General features: G+C 59.6%; 11 protein-coding genes and 2 tRNA genes. 2 read left to right on the top strand and 11 right to left on the bottom strand.

Going from position 1 to position 16,474, the window contains the following annotated elements:
- Positions 1–78: 78 nt before the first annotated feature.
- Positions 79–2,019: an exoribonuclease II gene (locus ABD654_RS04675; protein WP_344702744.1), complete on the top strand. Its 1,941-nt coding sequence runs from the start codon at positions 79–81 to the stop codon at positions 2,017–2,019.
- A gap of 102 nt (positions 2,020–2,121) precedes the next feature.
- Here ABD654_RS04675 and sucD read toward each other — a convergent pair whose 3' ends face one another.
- From sucD to sdhC, 9 genes are all read right to left on the bottom strand, one after another.
- Positions 2,122–2,994, bottom strand: coding sequence for a succinate--CoA ligase subunit alpha (sucD, locus tag ABD654_RS04670; protein ID WP_344702742.1), 873 nt, complete (start codon positions 2,992–2,994; stop codon positions 2,122–2,124).
- Complete coding sequence (sucC, locus tag ABD654_RS04665; protein ID WP_344702740.1) at positions 2,994–4,160, bottom strand: ADP-forming succinate--CoA ligase subunit beta; 1,167 nt, start codon at positions 4,158–4,160, stop codon at positions 2,994–2,996. The genes sucD and sucC overlap by 1 nt, the downstream gene beginning before the upstream one ends.
- Before the next feature lie 245 nt (positions 4,161–4,405).
- On the bottom strand, positions 4,406–5,845 hold the full coding sequence (lpdA, locus tag ABD654_RS04660) for a dihydrolipoyl dehydrogenase (protein WP_344702738.1): 1,440 nt from the start codon (positions 5,843–5,845) through the stop codon (positions 4,406–4,408).
- Positions 5,846–5,953: 108 nt separating this feature from the next.
- On the bottom strand, positions 5,954–7,567 hold the full coding sequence (gene odhB / locus ABD654_RS04655) for a 2-oxoglutarate dehydrogenase complex dihydrolipoyllysine-residue succinyltransferase (RefSeq protein ID WP_344702737.1): 1,614 nt from the start codon (positions 7,565–7,567) through the stop codon (positions 5,954–5,956).
- Positions 7,568–7,621: 54 nt separating this feature from the next.
- The gene (locus ABD654_RS04650) at positions 7,622–10,450 is read right to left on the bottom strand and encodes a 2-oxoglutarate dehydrogenase E1 component (protein WP_344702736.1); all 2,829 of its coding nucleotides are present in this window, start codon (positions 10,448–10,450) and stop codon (positions 7,622–7,624) included.
- A gap of 240 nt (positions 10,451–10,690) precedes the next feature.
- Positions 10,691–11,401: a succinate dehydrogenase iron-sulfur subunit gene (locus ABD654_RS04645; RefSeq protein WP_344702734.1), complete on the bottom strand. Its 711-nt coding sequence runs from the start codon at positions 11,399–11,401 to the stop codon at positions 10,691–10,693.
- 26 nt (positions 11,402–11,427) lie between these two features.
- Positions 11,428–13,203: a succinate dehydrogenase flavoprotein subunit gene (gene sdhA / locus ABD654_RS04640; RefSeq protein ID WP_344702732.1), complete on the bottom strand. Its 1,776-nt coding sequence runs from the start codon at positions 13,201–13,203 to the stop codon at positions 11,428–11,430.
- Positions 13,204–13,206: 3 nt separating this feature from the next.
- A complete protein-coding gene (gene sdhD, locus ABD654_RS04635) occupies positions 13,207–13,554 on the bottom strand; it encodes a succinate dehydrogenase, hydrophobic membrane anchor protein (RefSeq protein ID WP_344702730.1) in 348 nt (115 codons plus the stop codon).
- Complete coding sequence (sdhC, locus tag ABD654_RS04630) at positions 13,548–13,925, bottom strand: succinate dehydrogenase, cytochrome b556 subunit (protein ID WP_344702728.1); 378 nt, start codon at positions 13,923–13,925, stop codon at positions 13,548–13,550. The genes sdhD and sdhC overlap by 7 nt, the downstream gene beginning before the upstream one ends.
- A gap of 473 nt (positions 13,926–14,398) precedes the next feature.
- Between sdhC and gltA the strand changes: the two genes are divergently transcribed.
- On the top strand, positions 14,399–15,685 hold the full coding sequence (gene gltA / locus ABD654_RS04625; RefSeq protein ID WP_344702726.1) for a citrate synthase: 1,287 nt from the start codon (positions 14,399–14,401) through the stop codon (positions 15,683–15,685).
- A gap of 588 nt (positions 15,686–16,273) precedes the next feature.
- On the opposite strand, the gene ABD654_RS04620 is transcribed toward gltA, so the two are convergent.
- Positions 16,274–16,349 (bottom strand) — tRNA-Glu (locus ABD654_RS04620).
- A 48-nt stretch (positions 16,350–16,397) separates the two neighbouring features.
- Positions 16,398–16,473: transfer RNA gene (locus tag ABD654_RS04615), tRNA-Ala, on the bottom strand.
- Position 16,474 lies beyond the last annotated feature (1 nt).

Here is a 16,474-nt window from a genome sequence, read left to right as displayed (position 1 = left end):
CTGGACTACCGTCGTGATTGGCGCCACCGCTTCGAATCCGTATAGTGGCAGCCTATTCTTGCCAACCGATTGAGCCTAATGTTGCAGAACAACTCCTCGCTTGCTCAGCTCAAGCAACAGCTTCGTGATACCACGCCCCGCGCCGAAGGTCTGGTCAAGGGCACCGACCGCGGCTTTGGTTTCCTCGAAACCGACGACGGCGATTCCTACTTTATTCCGCCCCCTGCAATGAAGCAGGTCATTCACGGCGACCGCGTGGAAGCGGTGATTCACGAAAACGGCGACAAGGCCTCCGTCGAACCGGAAACGCTCATCGAGCAGGGCCTTGAGCGCTTTGTTGCCCGGGTGCAAAAGCGCGAAGGCCGCCTGGCCGTGGTGCCCGATCACCCGTCAATCCGCAATGTGATCAAAGCGCGCATCAAGCGCGGTCTGGACGAAAACAGCATTGCCGACGGCGACTGGGTGGTCGCCCGGCTGGTGCGTCATCCGCTGAAAAAAGACGACCGCAGCTTCTTCGCCCAGATCGACGAGCTGGTCGCCAAGCGCGACAATCCGGCCGTGCCGTGGCGCGTGACCCTGGCCCGCCATGCGCTGGAGCAGGAATGCCCCGATGCCGGCAGTGAGTGGCCGCTGCACGACGAAGGCCTGACGCGCGAAGACCTCAATGCCACGCCGCTTTTCACCATCGACAGCGCCTCCACCAAGGACATGGACGACGCCTTGCACGTGGTTGCCCGCGACGACGGCGGCTGGCGCATGACCGTCGCCATCGCCGACCCCACCGCCTACGTGGGCGAGGAACACGCCGCCGACAAGGAAGCCCGGGTACGCGCGTTTACCGTCTATCTGCCGGGGCAGAACGTCACCATGCTGCCCGAGCAGCTGGCCGACGATCTGTGTTCGCTGTGGGAAGGCAAAAAGCGCCCGGTGCTGGCCTGTACGCTCGATATCAACGCCGACGGCAGCCTGGGCGACTACCGCTTCTTCGCCGCCGAGGCGACCTCGCATGCCCGCCTGTCCTACGACAACGTCTCCGACTGGCTCGAAGGCAAAGGCGACTGGGCGCCGGCCGACGCGATTGCCCCGCAGCTTACCGCCCTGCGCGAGCTGACCGAGGCGCGCACGCGCTGGCGCGAAGAGCACGCGCTGGTATTCAGCGGAAGCCCCGACTATGAGTTCGAGCTGGACGCTGCCGGCAACGTGCTGGGCATTCACATCGAAGAGCGGCGCATCGCCAACCGCATGATCGAAGAATCGATGATTGCCGCCAACGCCTGCTGCGCGGACTATCTTGCCACCCACGTGGGCCACGGCATCTTCAACGTGCACCGCGCCTTTGAGCCGGAAAAGGCCGAAGACGCCCAGGCGTTTCTCGCAGAGCAGGACATCAACGTCGACACCGATGCTCTGCTTGAGCTTCCGCGCTACAAAGAACTCAAGCGCGAGCTCGAAGGTCGCGAAGACGCGTGGCTCGACGTGCGCCTGCGCCGCTTTCAAGGCTTTACTCGCATGTCCGCGCTGCCCGGCCCGCACTTTGGCCTGGGGCTTGCCGCCTACGCCACCTGGACCTCGCCGATTCGTAAATACGGCGACATGGTCAATCACCGCCTGATCAAGCACGTGCTCAAAGGCGAGCAGGCGCCGGCCGAAGCCAGCGAAGCGCTCACCGACCAGCTTACCGAGCGCCGCCGGCTCAACCGCATGGCCGAGCGCGACGTCAAGGATTGGCTCTATGTGCGCTACCTGACCCCGGACGCCGAAGCTCAGACGACTTTTGATGCCGAGATTATCGCCATCAACCGCGGCGGCATGCGCGTGCGCCTGGTCGACAACGGCGCCACCGCTTTTGTCCCCGCGCCGCTGATGCACAGCGACCGGCGCAAGGTCGTCATCGACGACAAGGAAGGCCGCATCCAGATCGAAGACGTCGAACGCTACAAACTCGGCGACAGCGTGCGCGTGGATCTGGTCGAAGCCCGGGAAGACACCCGCTCGCTGGTAGCCCGCCCGGCGGAATAAGCGGCCGCTCGGCCGACGCCGGCTTTTCGCTCACACAGCAAAACCGCCCGGACCTTGAAAAGGCCCGGGCGGTTTTTTATACGGCGAACGAAAGTGCTGTGCTTACCAGCCGGTCACGGCTTTCAGCGCATCGCCGATGCCTGCCAGCGAACGCACCGTCTTGACCCCGGCGTCTTCCAGCGCGGCGAATTTTTCATCCGCGGTGCCCTTGCCGCCGGCGATGATCGCCCCGGCGTGGCCCATGCGCTTGCCGGGAGGGGCCGTCACGCCGGCAATGTAGGAAACCACCGGCTTGGAGACGTTATCCTTGATGTAGGCCGCCGCTTCTTCTTCTGCCGTACCGCCAATCTCACCGATCATGACGATCGCTTCAGTTTTGGGGTCGTTTTCAAACAGCTTGAGCATATCGATGAAGCTGGAGCCCGGAATCGGGTCACCGCCGATGCCTACACAGGTGGACTGGCCAAAGCCGTGGTCGGTGGTCTGCTTGACCGCTTCATAGGTCAGCGTACCCGAACGCGAAATAATGCCCACACGGCCCGGCTGGTGAATATGGCCGGGCATGATGCCGATCTTGGACTCGTCAGGCGTGATCACGCCCGGGCAGTTCGGACCGATCAGGGTCACGCCCAGCTCGTCGCACTTCACCTTGGCCTGCAGCATATCGAGGGTAGGAATACCTTCGGTAATGCACACGATCAGCTTGATGCCGCCGTTGGCCGCTTCAATGATCGAGTCTTTGCAAAACGGCGCCGGCACGTAGATCACGCTGGCATCCGCGCCGGTTTGCGCAACGGCTTCCTTTACCGTATTGAATACCGGCAGCCCCAGATGCTCTTGGCCGCCCTTGCCCGGGGTTACGCCGCCGACCATCTGCGTGCCGTAGGCAATGGCCTGTTCGGAGTGGAAGGTGCCCTGGCCGCCGGTGAAGCCCTGGCAGATGACCTTGGTATGCTTGTCGATGAGGATACTCATTACTTGCCCTCCGCCGCGTTGACGACCTGCTGTGCCGCATCGGTCAGGCTGGTCGCGGCGATGATGTTAAGACCGCTTGACGCCAGCTTTTCCGTACCCAGCTCGGCGTTGTTACCTTCCAGGCGCACGACCACCGGTACGTTGACGCCTACTTGCTCAACGGCGCCGATGATGCCTTCGGCAATCATGTCGCAGCGCACGATGCCGCCAAAGATGTTGACCAGCACCGCCTTGACGTTGTCATCCGAGAGAATGATCTTGAACGCCTCGGCTACGCGCTCCTTGGTGGCACCGCCGCCCACGTCGAGGAAGTTGGCCGGCTTGCCGCCGCTGAGGTTGACGATGTCCATGGTGCCCATGGCCAGACCGGCGCCGTTGACCATGCAGCCGATGTTGCCGTCGAGCGCGACGTAGTTCAGCTCCCACTTCGCGGCGTCGGCTTCGCGCTCGTCTTCCTGGGACGGATCACGCATGGCCTGCAGGTCCGGATGGCGGTACAACGCGTTGCCGTCCAGATTGACCTTGGCGTCCAGGCACAGCAGATCGCCTTCGCCGGTAATCACCAGCGGGTTGATCTCCAGAAGTGCCAGGTCCTTGTCGTGGAACAGCTTGGAAAGCCCCAGAAAAATCTTGGTGAACTGCTTGATCTGGGCGCCTTCCAACCCTAGTGCAAACGCCAGCTCGCGTGCCTGGTAGGGCTGAGCACCGACCAGCGGATCGATTTCCGCTTTGATGATTTTTTCCGGCGTTTCCTCGGCGACCTGTTCGATTTCCACGCCGCCCTCGGTGGACGCCATGAACACGACCCGGCGCGTTGTGCGGTCAACCACCGCCCCCAGATACAGCTCTGAGGCGATATCGGTGGCGTTTTCTACCAGGATTTTGGAAACCGGCTGGCCCTTGGCGTCGGTCTGATAGGTCACCAGGTTTTGCCCAAGCCACTGCTCGGCAAAGGCTTTCGCCTCTTCCGGAGTCTTGACCAGTTTGACGCCACCCGCCTTGCCACGACCACCGGCGTGCACCTGGGCTTTGGCCACCCACTGCTCGCCGCCGATCTTTTTGCAAGCGTCTGCCGCGTCTTCCGGGGTGTCGACGGCAAAGTTCTTGGACACCGGCAGGCCGTAGTCGGCAAACAGCTGTTTGCCTTGATACTCGTGAAGGTTCATCGCTTCATGCCATTGGTTGCATGTGATTCAAACGATGGGCGACGCTCGCCCCCCATCCCCGCGCTTTGACGATCGCGCTTGAGTGCATTGATGCTCAGTGCATTGATGCGCAGTAAGCGGTGCGTCATACAACGATGCATAGTACAGCGGTGCGTAGTACGACGATGCATAGTACGACGACGCATAGTACAAAGACGCCAAAGCAGCGCACCACCCGCAGGCGGTGCTGATTTTTCTGGGTTGGATTATTTACGTTTCTTGCGATTGGCCATGTGGATGGCATGGCCGTCAACGGCCAGAGCCGCTTCGTGGACCGCCTCGGACATGGTCGGATGGGCATAGCAGGTCAGCGCCAGATCTTCAGCGCTGGAGCCAAACTCCATAGCAATGACGCCCTGGGCAATCATTTCACCGGCGTGCTGGCCTACAATATGCAAGCCCAGAATACGATCGGTTTTGGCATCGGCAATGACCTTGGCGCTGCCTTCGGTGGCATTGTTCGCCATGGCGCGACCGCTGGCGGCAAACGGGAAAGCGCCCGTTTTAACCTCGATGCCCTGATCCTTGGCGTTTTGCTCGGTCATGCCTACCCAGGCCACTTCCGGCGCGGTATAGATAACGCTGGGAATGGCGTCGTAGTTCACCTCGGCTTTGTGCCCGGCGATGATGTCGGCCACCATGATGCCCTCTTCAGACGCCTTGTGCGCAAGCATCGGGCCGCGCACGCAGTCGCCGATGGCATAGACGCCCGGCACGCTGGTGCGGCACTGATCGTCCACGGTAATAAAGCCGCGCGGATCAAGCTCAACGTCAACGCCGTCTGCAATGACGCCTTTGGTGTAGGGTTTACGGCCTACGCACACGATCAGCTTGTCAAAGGTCATTTCCTGCTCGCCGTCGGCGTCTTCATACTTGACGACGACTTCCTCGCCCTTGACCTCTGAGCCGCTGACCTTGGCACCCAGCTTAATGTCCATGCCCTGCTTTTTAAGCTGCTTTTGGGTTTCCTTGGCGATGCTGGCGTCGACCATGGGCAGAAAGTCATTCATGGCTTCAAGCACGGTCACGTCAGCGCCCAGGCGATTCCACACGCTGCCAAGCTCCAGGCCGATAACGCCGGCCCCGATCACGCCCAGACGCTTGGGCGTTTCTTCAAACTCCAGCGCGCCGGTGGAATCAACGATCAGCCCTTCGGTCAGCGGCGTTGGCGGAATTTCTACCGGCACGGAACCTGCCGCCACCACAATGCTGTCGGCTTCGTAGGTCGCCGTCTTGCCGTCAAAGTCGGTGACTTCCACCTGCTTGTTACCGATGACCTTGCCGGTGCCGTTAAGGGCGGTCACGCCGTTGGCCTTGAACAGCCCCGAGATGCCGCCGGTCAAGTTTTTGACGATCTTGTCCTTGCGCGCCATCATTTTCTTGACGTCCATGGACACATCGCCACCGACGATGCCCAGCTCGTCAAAATCATCGCGGGCTTCCACGAACTTGTGCGAGGCTTCCAGCAGCGCCTTGGACGGAATACAGCCCACGTTCAGACAGGTGCCGCCGTGTGCGACCTTGCCCTGCTTGTCTTGCCACTTTTCTACGCAGGCGGCTTTCAGCCCCAGCTGCGCTGCGCGAATAGCGGCGACGTAGCCGCCGGGGCCGGCACCAATAACGATCACATCAAACTTGTCAGCCATTTCGGCTCCTTTGTCCGGGCTGCCTCGCCCCGCACCCGGGGCGATGACAATCGTAAATGAAGTTTCTTGGCGCGTCAGTATCCTATCTGCTTGCTCTCAGATGCAGGCTTATACGTTGAGCAGCAGGCGCGCGGGATCTTCCAGCAGCTCCTTGATCGCCACCAGAAACTGCACGGCGTCTTTTCCGTCGATCATACGGTGGTCATAGGATATCGCAAGATACATCATCGGCCGTATCTCGACCTTGCCGTCTACTGCCATGGGCCGCTCCTGGATCTTGTGCATGCCCAGGATAGCCGTCTGCGGCGGGTTGAGAATCGGCGTGGATAGCAGCGAGCCGAAAATGCCGCCGTTGGTAATGGTAAAGGTGCCGCCCTGCATTTCATCGATGCCCAGCTTACCGTCGCGGGCGCGCTTGCCAAAATCGCCGATGGTTTTTTCCACGTCGGCCATCTGCATCTGGTCGGTATTACGCAGCACCGGCACTACCAGGCCGCGGTCGGTCGACACGGCAACGCTGATATCCTGATAGCCGTGGTAGACGATCTCTTTGCCGTCGATGGAGGCGTTGACGTCGGGGAAACGCTTGAGCGCCTCGGAAGCTGCCTTGACGAAAAAGCTCATGAAACCGAGCTTGACGTCGTGGGCCTTCTGGAACCTTTCCTTGTACTCGGCGCGCAGCGCCATGATCGCGCTCATGTCCACCTCGTTGTAGGTGGTCAGCATGGCCGCGGTCTGCTGGGCCTCGACCAGACGCTTGGCGACGGTCTGGCGCAGCCGGCTCATGGGCACGCGCTTTTCCGGACGCTGGCCTTCCACCGGGGCCGGCGCTGCCTGGGCTGCGGCGTCTGGCTTGTTCGCCTTCGATGCCGCTTGGCCCTTGGCTTTCTGCTCGCCGCCGGATGCCTTCTTGGCGCTACCGTCGTTCAGCGCTTTTTGCACGTCTTCTTTAAGAATGCGTCCGCCCTTGCCGGTTCCCTTGATGCGCGAGGCGTCAAGATCGTTCTCGGCGACCATCTTGCGCGCTGCCGGCGCCAGGATCTTGCCGTCGAGCTCTTCGTTGGCGCTGCCCTCACTTTCAGCATCGTCGCTGGCCGCTGCCTGCGGCTGGGCATCGCCGCCGTCTGCGCTGCCGGCTCCTTCGGTAAATACAGCCAGCAGCTCTTCGGATTCGACCTGGCTGTCGGCCTCGGCCTTGATCTCGGTAAGCGCGCCGTCGGCCGGAGCAACCACTTCGAGCACGACCTTGTCGGTTTCGATCTCGGCCAGCACTTCATCGCGCTTGACCGCTTCGCCGACCTTTTTCTTCCAGCCGGCTACCGTGCCTTCCTGTACCGACTCAGGAAAAGAGGGCGCCTTGATATCATGCTGCTGGCCGCCGTCGGTCTTTTGCGTATCCGCTTTCTGCTCTGCGCTCGGCGTATCGGCACCTGCATCGTTGGACGATGCCTTGTCGCCTTGCTTGCTGCTACCGCCCTGGGACGCAGTTTCGTCAAGATTACCCAGCACCTGCTCGGACTCGACGGTGTCCCCTTCATCGGCGAGAACATCGCCTAGCGTGCCTGCCTGCGGCGCGACCACTTCCAGTACGACCTTGTCGGTTTCAATTTCCACGACAAGTTCGTCGCGCTCAACGCGATCACCGGGCTTTTTATGCCAGGTAGCCACCGTGCCTTCCGCTACGGACTCTGGAAAATTCGGCGCTTTGATCTCGATAGCCATATCGTTCCCCTAATGTGTTCGCTAAACCGGTAGATTCATCAACCGGACGGGCGCTTACAGGTTGAAGGCGTCTTCCACCAGTTGGCGCTGCTGTTCGGCATGCACGGACATATACCCCGCTGCCGGCGCGGCAGATGCGGCACGGCCGGCAAATTTGAGCCTGCCGCCAAGCCCTTCACGCAGCCTTTCGGCAACGGCGCGCATATGATGCTGACTGGGGTACCAGGCCCCTTGGTTCAGCGGCTCTTCCTGGCACCAGACGATATCTTCAACGTGCTGATAAACCTGCAGCACGTCCAGCAAGGCGTCTTGGGCAAAGGGGTAAAGCTGCTCTATGCGAATAATGGCCGTGTCGTAGCGCTCGTTTTCCTCACGCCAGCTGACCAGATCGTAATAGACCTTGCCGGCACACAGCACCACGCGGGTTACCTCTTCGGCCACCAAGTCTGCCTGGTCAGGAATCACCATGTGGAACTTGCCGTACGCCAAATCTTCCAGGCTTGAGGTGGCCGCTTTGTGGCGCAGCAGCGACTTGGGCGACATCACCACCAGCGGCTTGCGCAGCGGGCGTATCACCTGACGACGCAGCAGGTGGAAAATCTGTGCCGGCGTTGTCGGCACGCAGACCTGCATATTGTTCTCTGCACACAGCTGCAAGAACCGTTCAAGACGCGCCGAGGAGTGCTCCGGCCCCTGGCCTTCATAGCCGTGAGGCAGCAGCATGGTCAGCCCGCACAGCCGCCCCCACTTGGTTTCACCGGAGGAAATAAACTGGTCCACCATGACCTGGGCGCCGTTGACGAAATCGCCAAACTGCGCCTCCCAGATCACCAGATCGTTGGGCGCGGTGGTTGCGTAGCCATACTCAAAGGCCAACACGGCCTCTTCGGATAGAAATGAGTCATGGATGGTAAAGCGCGGCTGGCCGTCGCTGATATTTTGCAGCGGCACATAGGTGCTGCCGTCTTTCTGGTTGTGCACCACGGCGTGGCGGTGAGAGAACGTGCCGCGCCCGGTGTCCTGGCCGGTAATCCGTATCGGATGGCCCTGATCCAGCAGCGTGGCGTAGGCCAGAGTTTCACCGAATCCCCAGTTGACGGCCTGCTTGCCGGCCTGCATCTTGCGCCGCTCGGCATAGATTTTTTCTACCTGGCGCTGCACCCCGACGCCTTCGGGAATATCGCACATGCGCTTGGCCAGCTGCTGCAGGCGCTGCATGTCAAAGGAGGTATCGGCGTAGCCGGTCCATTCATGGCCGATGTAGGGCTGCCAGTTGACGAAAAGCGCTTCGTTGGGTTTTTGCACCAGGGCATTTGCCACATGATTGCCCGCCATCAGGTCGTCGCGGTACTTTTCCACCATCGAAGCGGCTTCGTCTTCGCCGATAACACCCTGCTTCACCAGCCTTTCGACATACAAAGCGCGTGCCGAGGGATGGTCTTTGATCTTGGTATACATCATCGGCTGCGTGCCGGAGGGTTCGTCAGCCTCGTTATGGCCGCGACGGCGGTAGCAAACCAGATCAATGACTACGTCTTTCTTGAACTGGTGGCGGTAGTCAAGCGCTACCTGGGTGGCATGGATGACCGCATCGGGATCGTCACCGTTCACATGGAAAATCGGCGCCTGCACCATCTTGGCGATGTCGGTGCAGTACTCCGTGGAGCGCGCATCCTCCGGATGTGAGGTGGTAAACCCGATCTGGTTGTTGATCACGATATGCACGGTGCCGCCGGTGCGGTACGCGCGGGTCTGGGACATCTGGAATGTTTCCATCACCACGCCCTGCCCGGCCAGGGATGCGTCCCCATGGACGTTGATCGGCACGACCTTTTCACCGCTGGGGTCCTGGCGACGATCCTGGCGGGCACGCACCGAGCCTTCCACTACCGGGGCGACGATTTCCAGATGCGAGGGGTTAAACGAAAGCGCCAGATGGACTTCGCCACCCGGTGACATGACGTTGGAACTAAAGCCCTGGTGATACTTGACGTCGCCCGAGCCGCGTTCAATGACTTTTTTGCCGTCAAACTCGTCGATCAAGTCGGCCGGGTTCTTGCCCAGAATATTGATCAGCAGGTTCAGGCGACCGCGGTGGGCCATTCCGATGACAATTTCCTTGGCACCGTAGCCCCCTGCGCGCTGAATGAGCTCGTCCACCATGGGAATAAAGGCTTCGCCGCCCTCAAGGCCAAAGCGCTTGGTCCCGGGGTATTTCGAAGCCAGGTAGTTTTCCAGCCCTTCTGCGGCGGTCAACCGTTCAAGCACGTGCCGGCGCGCTTCATTGCGAAACGTCGGTGCGCTGCGTACCGATTCAAAACGCTGCTGGAGCCAGCGCTTTTCTTCGGTATCGACGATGTGCATGAATTCGCAGCCGATGGAGCGGCAGTAGGTGCGCTCCAGCGCGTCGACGATATCCCGAAGCGGCGCCTTATCAAGGCCCAAAAAAAACGAACCGGTCTGAAACTCGGTATCCATGTCAGCTTTGGACAGCTGATGGAATGACAGGTCAAGATCGGGAACAGGGGCAGGATCGCGCAGGCCCAGCGGATCAATATTGGCTTTCTGGTGTCCGCGGAAACGGTACGCATTAATTAGCTGCAGTACCTTGACCTGCTTTTTGCTCACACCGTCATCTGCCGGGACAGCGCCAGAGCGCTGCGCCTGACCCAGCTTGTAAAACTGCTCGCGCACCGGTGAGAGCGGCACGTCCTGGACGGCGTCACCGTCAAGCTCCGATAGCTCGTCAAAATAGCGACGCCATTCCTCGGGAATAGCGTCGGGATCGTCGAGGTACTGCTCAAATAGCGCTTCCACATAGTGAGCGTTACCGCCGCTCACGTGGGACGAGCGCCACATCAACTCCATTATGCCTTGTTGCATTTCTCGGTCACCCTGCACTGATGGGGTGGTATCGCTGCGCCGGGCGCGGCGACATCGCGATGGCGTAAAACGGTGCGACGTGGCGTCGCACCGTTTGATGAACCATGATAACAAGCCATGCGCTACGGTTTAAGTAGTCGTTTGCAACTTAGCGTGCTAAGTCACGTAACTCAAGTCGCATACGCCACGGCGCTGCACGCCTCAGTCACCGGCAGCACAAGGCTGACGACCAACCCCGGGCTAGGTGGCCTCGGCGATCAGCATTTCACGGATTTTGCCGATGGCACGCGTGGGATTGAGCCCTTTGGGACAAAACGCCACGCAGTTCATGATGCCGCGGCAGCGAAATACCGAGAACGGATCCTGCAGATCGGTCAGCCGCTCGCGGGTCGCCGTATCTCGAGAGTCGGCGAGAAAGCGGTAGGACTGCAAAAGCCCTGACGGGCCGACAAACTTGTCCGGGTTCCACCAGAAAGACGGGCAGGCCGTAGAGCAGCAGGCGCACAGAATGCACTCGTAGAGACCGTCAAGCTTTTCACGGTCTTCCGGCGACTGCAGCCGCTCGATAGCCGGCACCGGCTCGTCGTTTTGCAGGTAGGGCTGGATGCGCTCGTACTGCTTATAAAAGATCGCCATGTCCACGACCAGATCGCGGATCACCGGCAATCCCGGCAGCGGACGCAAGGTGAGCTTGTCGTTTTTTACCACTTCGGAAAGCGGCGTGATGCAGCCCAAACCGTTTTTGCCGTTCATGTTCATACCGTCAGAGCCGCACACCCCTTCCCGGCAGCTACGACGAAAAGCAAGCGTGGCATCCTGCTCTTTCATCATGTGCAAAACGTCCAGCACCATGACATCGCGGCCTTTGGTGTCGACCTGAAACTCCTGCATGTACGGCGCAGCGTCGGTCTCAGGGTTGTAGCGGTATATCGATACCTGGAGATGTGACATCGTGACTCCCTCTCGTCTGCGGCGTATCAGTAGGTACGAATCTTCGGTTCGAACGTATCGACGGTCTTGGGCTTGAAATTGACGTCACGCTTGCCGAGGCTTTTCGTTTTGGGGCAGTAGATCGAATGCTTGAGCCAGTTGACGTCATCACGGTCCGGGTGGTCGTAGCGCGAATGAGCCCCCCGGCTTTCCTTGCGCTCAAGGGCGGATATCGCCGTGGCTTCGGCCACTTCCATCAGGTTATCCAGCTCCAGCGCCTCGACCCGCGCGGTGTTGAAGGCGTTGGACTTGTCCGGCAGGTAGGCGTTGTCGATACGCTCGCGCAGGGCTTCCAGGCGCTTGACCCCTTCCTGCATTTTTTGCTCTTCGCGGAACACGCCGAAATCGTTTTGCATGATCTCTTGCAGCTCGCGCTTGAGCTCCGGAATCGATTCGCCGTTTTCCGCAGAACCGTTCCAGCGATCCAGACGCTTCATGGCCGCCTGAACGTCGGACTCGTTGGCATCGAGGTATTCGACGCCTTCGTTGAGCGCACTTTCGATGAACTTGCCCGCTGAACGGCCAAAAACGACCAGATCCAGCAGCGAGTTGCCGCCCAGACGGTTAGCCCCATGCACGGATACGCAGGCAACTTCGCCGCAGGCAAACAGGCCGTTAATCACCTGATCATTGCCGTTGTCGTCTTGCTTAATCGCCTGGCCGTGGATATTGGTAGGAATGCCGCCCATCATGTAGTGGCACGTCGGCACAACCGGAATGGGCTCGTGGACCGGGTCAACGTGGGCAAAGGTCTTGGAAAGTTCGCAGATACCCGGCAGACGCTTGTTGAGCACTTCTTCGCCCAGGTGATCAAGCTTGAGGAAGACGTGATCGCCGTCATCGCCGGCGCCGCGGCCGTCAAGCATCTCCATGACCATGGAGCGGGCAACAACGTCACGGCTGGCGAGGTCTTTGGCGTTGGGCGCGTAGCGCTCCATAAAGCGCTCGCCGTCTTTGTTGATCAGATAGCCGCCTTCGCCGCGACAGCCTTCCGTGACCAGGGTTCCGGCGCCGTGAATGCCGGTGGGGTGGAACTGCCACATTTCCATGTCCTGCATGGGGAAACCTGCCCGCAGCGCCATGCCGATGCCGTCGCCGGTGTTGATCAGCGCATTGGTGGTCGAGGCGTAGATACGTCCGGCACCGCCGGTGGCAAGCACCGTCGCCTTGGACTTGACGTGCACCACTTCACCGGTTTCGATGCACATGGCAATACAGCCCACCACGTCACCGTTTTCGTTTTTTACCAGATCAACCGCGTACCATTCGTTGAGAAAGGTCGTGTTGTTTTTGATGTTGTTCTGATAAAGCGTGTGCAGCAGCGCGTGCCCGGTACGGTCAGCCGCGGCACAGGTGCGCGCTGCCTGACCGCCTTCGCCGAAGTTTTTCGACTGGCCGCCGAAGGGGCGCTGATAAATACGGCCGTTATCAAAGCGTGAGAACGGCAACCCCATGTGCTCAAGTTCGAATACGGCCTTGGGGCCTTCAGAGCACAGATACTCCGCCGCGTCCTGGTCGGCGATGTAGTCGCTGCCCTTGACGGTGTCATACATGTGCCACCGCCAGTCGTCTTCCGGGTCGGCAGCGCCGATCGCGCAGGTGATGCCGCCCTGGGCCGAAACCGTGTGCGAACGCGTGGGAAACACCTTGGACAGCACCGCCGTTTGCTTGCCGGATTTGGCAAGCTCCAGCGCCGCTCGCAAACCGGAGCCGCCGCCACCGATGATAATGGCGTCAAATGTCAGGCTACGCAGGTTAGACATGAATCAGGCTCCCCACAGAAGTTGAATGCCCCATACCAGGTAGACAAAGATGGCCAGAATGATAAGCATCTGGACACCTACGCGCTGATAGGTAGCGTTGAGATAATCGGTGGTCACAGTCCATAGACCTACCCAGGCGTGGGCGGCCAGAGAGACAAAGGCCAGCAGCGAAAAGATGCGCATCCAGGTCTGCTCGAACAGACCGCTCCAGGTGTAATAGTCCAGCTCAGGATGCAGCAGCAGATAAGCCACCATAAACACCGTATACACGGCAAGAATAACAGCGGATACGCGCTGCATGAGCCAGTCAGAGACGCCGTTACGGCCAAAACTGGTGATACTGGTTACCATACCCATACTCCTGCCAGAATGATCAGAACGACGCTGACAATTACGGTAGCCTGCGCCTTCTGGATGCCGCCTTCATGCGTGACGCCGATGTCGGCATCCATGAACATATGCTTGATGCCGGCCACGAAGTGAAACGCCAAAACCGACAATAGTCCCCAAGCAATCAGCTTGGCCAAGATATTGTGGGCCAGCGCGCTGCTCGCCGCGTCGAAGCCGGCAGGCGAAGACAGCGAGACACTAAGCGCCCAAAAGGCGAAGATCAGGCCCACAAACATAATGATACCGGTAATGCGATGCACGATCGACGTCAGCGCCGGCAAAGGAAAGTGGAACGTTGTAAGATCGAGGTTTACGGGTCGTTTGCTATTCACGGCTCTATACACACTCTCTTGGCCCGCTCGGCGGCGGTCAGGCATTTGCCCGGGCGGGCAGTGGTTGCTGGTAGGGCTCGGCCGTTGCCAAGTCGGACACACCGCCTTTTCGCCAGCAGCGTGGTATGCAAATTATATAAATCCGACACCTGACTGACAAACCAAACCCGGCGTTACTCGACCATCGTGCAAGAAATTTGCCACGCGGTCGTCGCTGCTACACCGTGCTGCGTGATCTGCTTGCACCACGCGTTACATGGGCAGGCGATGCGCTAACGGCACAGGCCCAATCATAGACAAAAACTGTTCGATATTACAGCTTGCGTATAGCCATTCTACTTTTTTCACGTACTGTTTGGCCTGATCGCTAATTGACAATCCTTGGGGCCCTTTTATAGTGGAGCGGCCTTTTCGCCGGCGCGGCAAGCAACAGCAACACCGTACGTCCCACCCGAATTCGAAAGGAGGCCTGCATGGCTGACAGGAAAGCAACACTGACCGTAGACGGTATGGATCAGGCGATTGAGCTACCGGTTTACTCCGGCGCGCTGGGGCCCGACGTCATCGACGTTCGCAGCCTGGGCGCCAACGGGCTATTTACCTATGATCCAGGCTTCATGGCAACGTCTTCCTGCAAGTCGGCCATCACCTACATCGACGGTGGACAGGGCGTGCTGCTTCACCGTGGCTACCCGATAGACCAGCTGGCGAAGCATTCCAACTTCGTCGAGCTGTGCTACACCCTGCTGTTTGGCAACCTGCCCGACGACGAGCAGTACGCTGCCTTTCAGGCACGCATCCGTAACCACACCATGGTTCACGATCAGATCAACAACTTCTTCAAGGGATTCCGCCGCGATGCGCATCCCATGTCGATTCTGTGCAGCGTGACCGGCGGACTGGCCGCTTTCTATCACGACCACATGAACATCGCCGAGGAAGAAGACCGCGTCATCAGCGCCGTACGCCTGATTGCCAAGATGCCAACCATCGCTGCCATGGCGTACAAGTATAACATCGGCCAGCCGTTCAATACGCCGTGCAACGAGCTGAGCTACGCCGAAAACTTCCTTTACATGATGTTTGCCACGCCCAGCGAGACCTACCGGGTCAATCCGGTATACGCCAAGGCGATGGACCGCATCTTCATGCTGCACGCTGACCACGAGCAGAACGCCTCGACGTCCACCGTGCGCATGGCCGGCTCGACCGGCGCCAACCCCTTTGCCTGCATCAGTGCCGGCATCGCTGCACTCTGGGGCCCGGCTCACGGCGGCGCCAATGAAGCCGTGCTGAAAATGCTTGATGAGATCGGCGACGACTCTGAAGAAAACATCCAGCGCTTCATCGACAAGGCCAAGGACAAAAACGACCCGTTCAAGCTCATGGGCTTTGGCCACCGCGTTTACCGCAACTTCGATCCCCGCGCTCGCGTCATGAAGGAAACCGCCGACGAAGTGCTCGCCGAGCTTGGCCACGCCAACGATCCCCAGCTCAAGATCGCCAAGCGGCTGGAGCAGATCGCGCTGGAAGACGAATACTTTATCGAGCGCAAGCTCTACCCCAACGTCGATTTTTACTCAGGCATTGTGCTCAAGGCCATGGGCATCCCGACCAACATGTTCACCGTGATCTTTGCGGTATCGCGTACGATCGGCTGGATTTCCCACTGGCACGAAATGCTCAGCGACAGCTACAAGATCAGCCGGCCACGCCAGCTCTACATCGGCAACGACCAGCGCGACTATCCGCAAAACTAAATCGCGGCGGTTCCCGCGCGGCATCCACTGCCGCTGCCGGTTGCGTATCAGGCCACCTTCGGGTGGCCTTTTTTATGGCCAGCGCCTTGGCATATCGGTCTTGCCAAAACATCTGAAAACGCCCGAATAGGCCTTGACTTTTCCTCACGACGGCGCTGAACAGGGTTTTCCACACTAACTGTGGATAACCCTGTTTACAACCGTTAGAAAACGTCCCGCAGTCGGCATTAAGAGCGGCTCTGCCTCAAATTGATCACTTTTTAACCTGCAGCAAGTCGTTGTTTTATAACAAAATAAAGATAGCAATCTTTTTCTTCGGGCAATAACAGGCAGTTGTGCACAGCAGCCGAGAGCGGAACAGACGAAGTGGACAAGTCAAGGGGAAAACGCCGCAAAAATCCTTGTTTTTGATGCGCGACAAGGTATCACGAATCAGGCAAGCACCAGCATACCGCCCCGCCGGCACGGCGCCATGGGAAAGCTGCCATAGGGCGTCGTCAGGTCCATACCGTCAGGTACGCAAAAGCCGGCCGGAAGCCCAGGCGGAAAAAATAAAGGAAAGCAAAGCAGCGGCAGTCAAGACAGAAGTGGCGTCCCATAGGGGGTTCGAACCCCTGTTACCGCCGTGAAAGGGCGGTGTCCTGGACCACTAGACGAATGGGACGCAGTCGTGCCGAATATGGCAGGAAGCAAGGTGCTTCGGGGAAGAAAATGGTGGAGCCTAGCGGGATCGAACCGCTGACCTCGACACTGCCAGTGTCGCGCTCTCCCAGCTGAGCTAAGGCCCCA

It is taken from the genome of Halomonas cibimaris, assembly GCF_039537045.1.
GTDB lineage: Bacteria > Pseudomonadota > Gammaproteobacteria > Pseudomonadales > Halomonadaceae > Vreelandella > Vreelandella cibimaris.
Note: the sequence above shows the minus strand (reverse complement) of the source record. Positions and strands in the feature narration are given on the sequence as shown.

Coding starts and splice junctions, on each gene's coding strand:
- ABD654_RS04675 (WP_344702744.1), top strand. CDS start 79: ATGTTGCAGAACAACTCCTCGCTTGCTCAGCTCAAGCAACAGCTTCGT.
- sucD (WP_344702742.1), bottom strand. CDS start 2,994: ATGAGTATCCTCATCGACAAGCATACCAAGGTCATCTGCCAGGGCTTC.
- sucC (WP_344702740.1), bottom strand. CDS start 4,160: ATGAACCTTCACGAGTATCAAGGCAAACAGCTGTTTGCCGACTACGGC.
- lpdA (WP_344702738.1), bottom strand. CDS start 5,845: ATGGCTGACAAGTTTGATGTGATCGTTATTGGTGCCGGCCCCGGCGGC.
- odhB (WP_344702737.1), bottom strand. CDS start 7,567: ATGGCTATCGAGATCAAAGCGCCGAATTTTCCAGAGTCCGTAGCGGAA.
- ABD654_RS04650 (WP_344702736.1), bottom strand. CDS start 10,450: ATGCAACAAGGCATAATGGAGTTGATGTGGCGCTCGTCCCACGTGAGC.
- ABD654_RS04645 (WP_344702734.1), bottom strand. CDS start 11,401: ATGTCACATCTCCAGGTATCGATATACCGCTACAACCCTGAGACCGAC.
- sdhA (WP_344702732.1), bottom strand. CDS start 13,203: ATGTCTAACCTGCGTAGCCTGACATTTGACGCCATTATCATCGGTGGC.
- sdhD (WP_344702730.1), bottom strand. CDS start 13,554: ATGGTAACCAGTATCACCAGTTTTGGCCGTAACGGCGTCTCTGACTGG.
- gltA (WP_344702726.1), top strand. CDS start 14,399: ATGGCTGACAGGAAAGCAACACTGACCGTAGACGGTATGGATCAGGCG.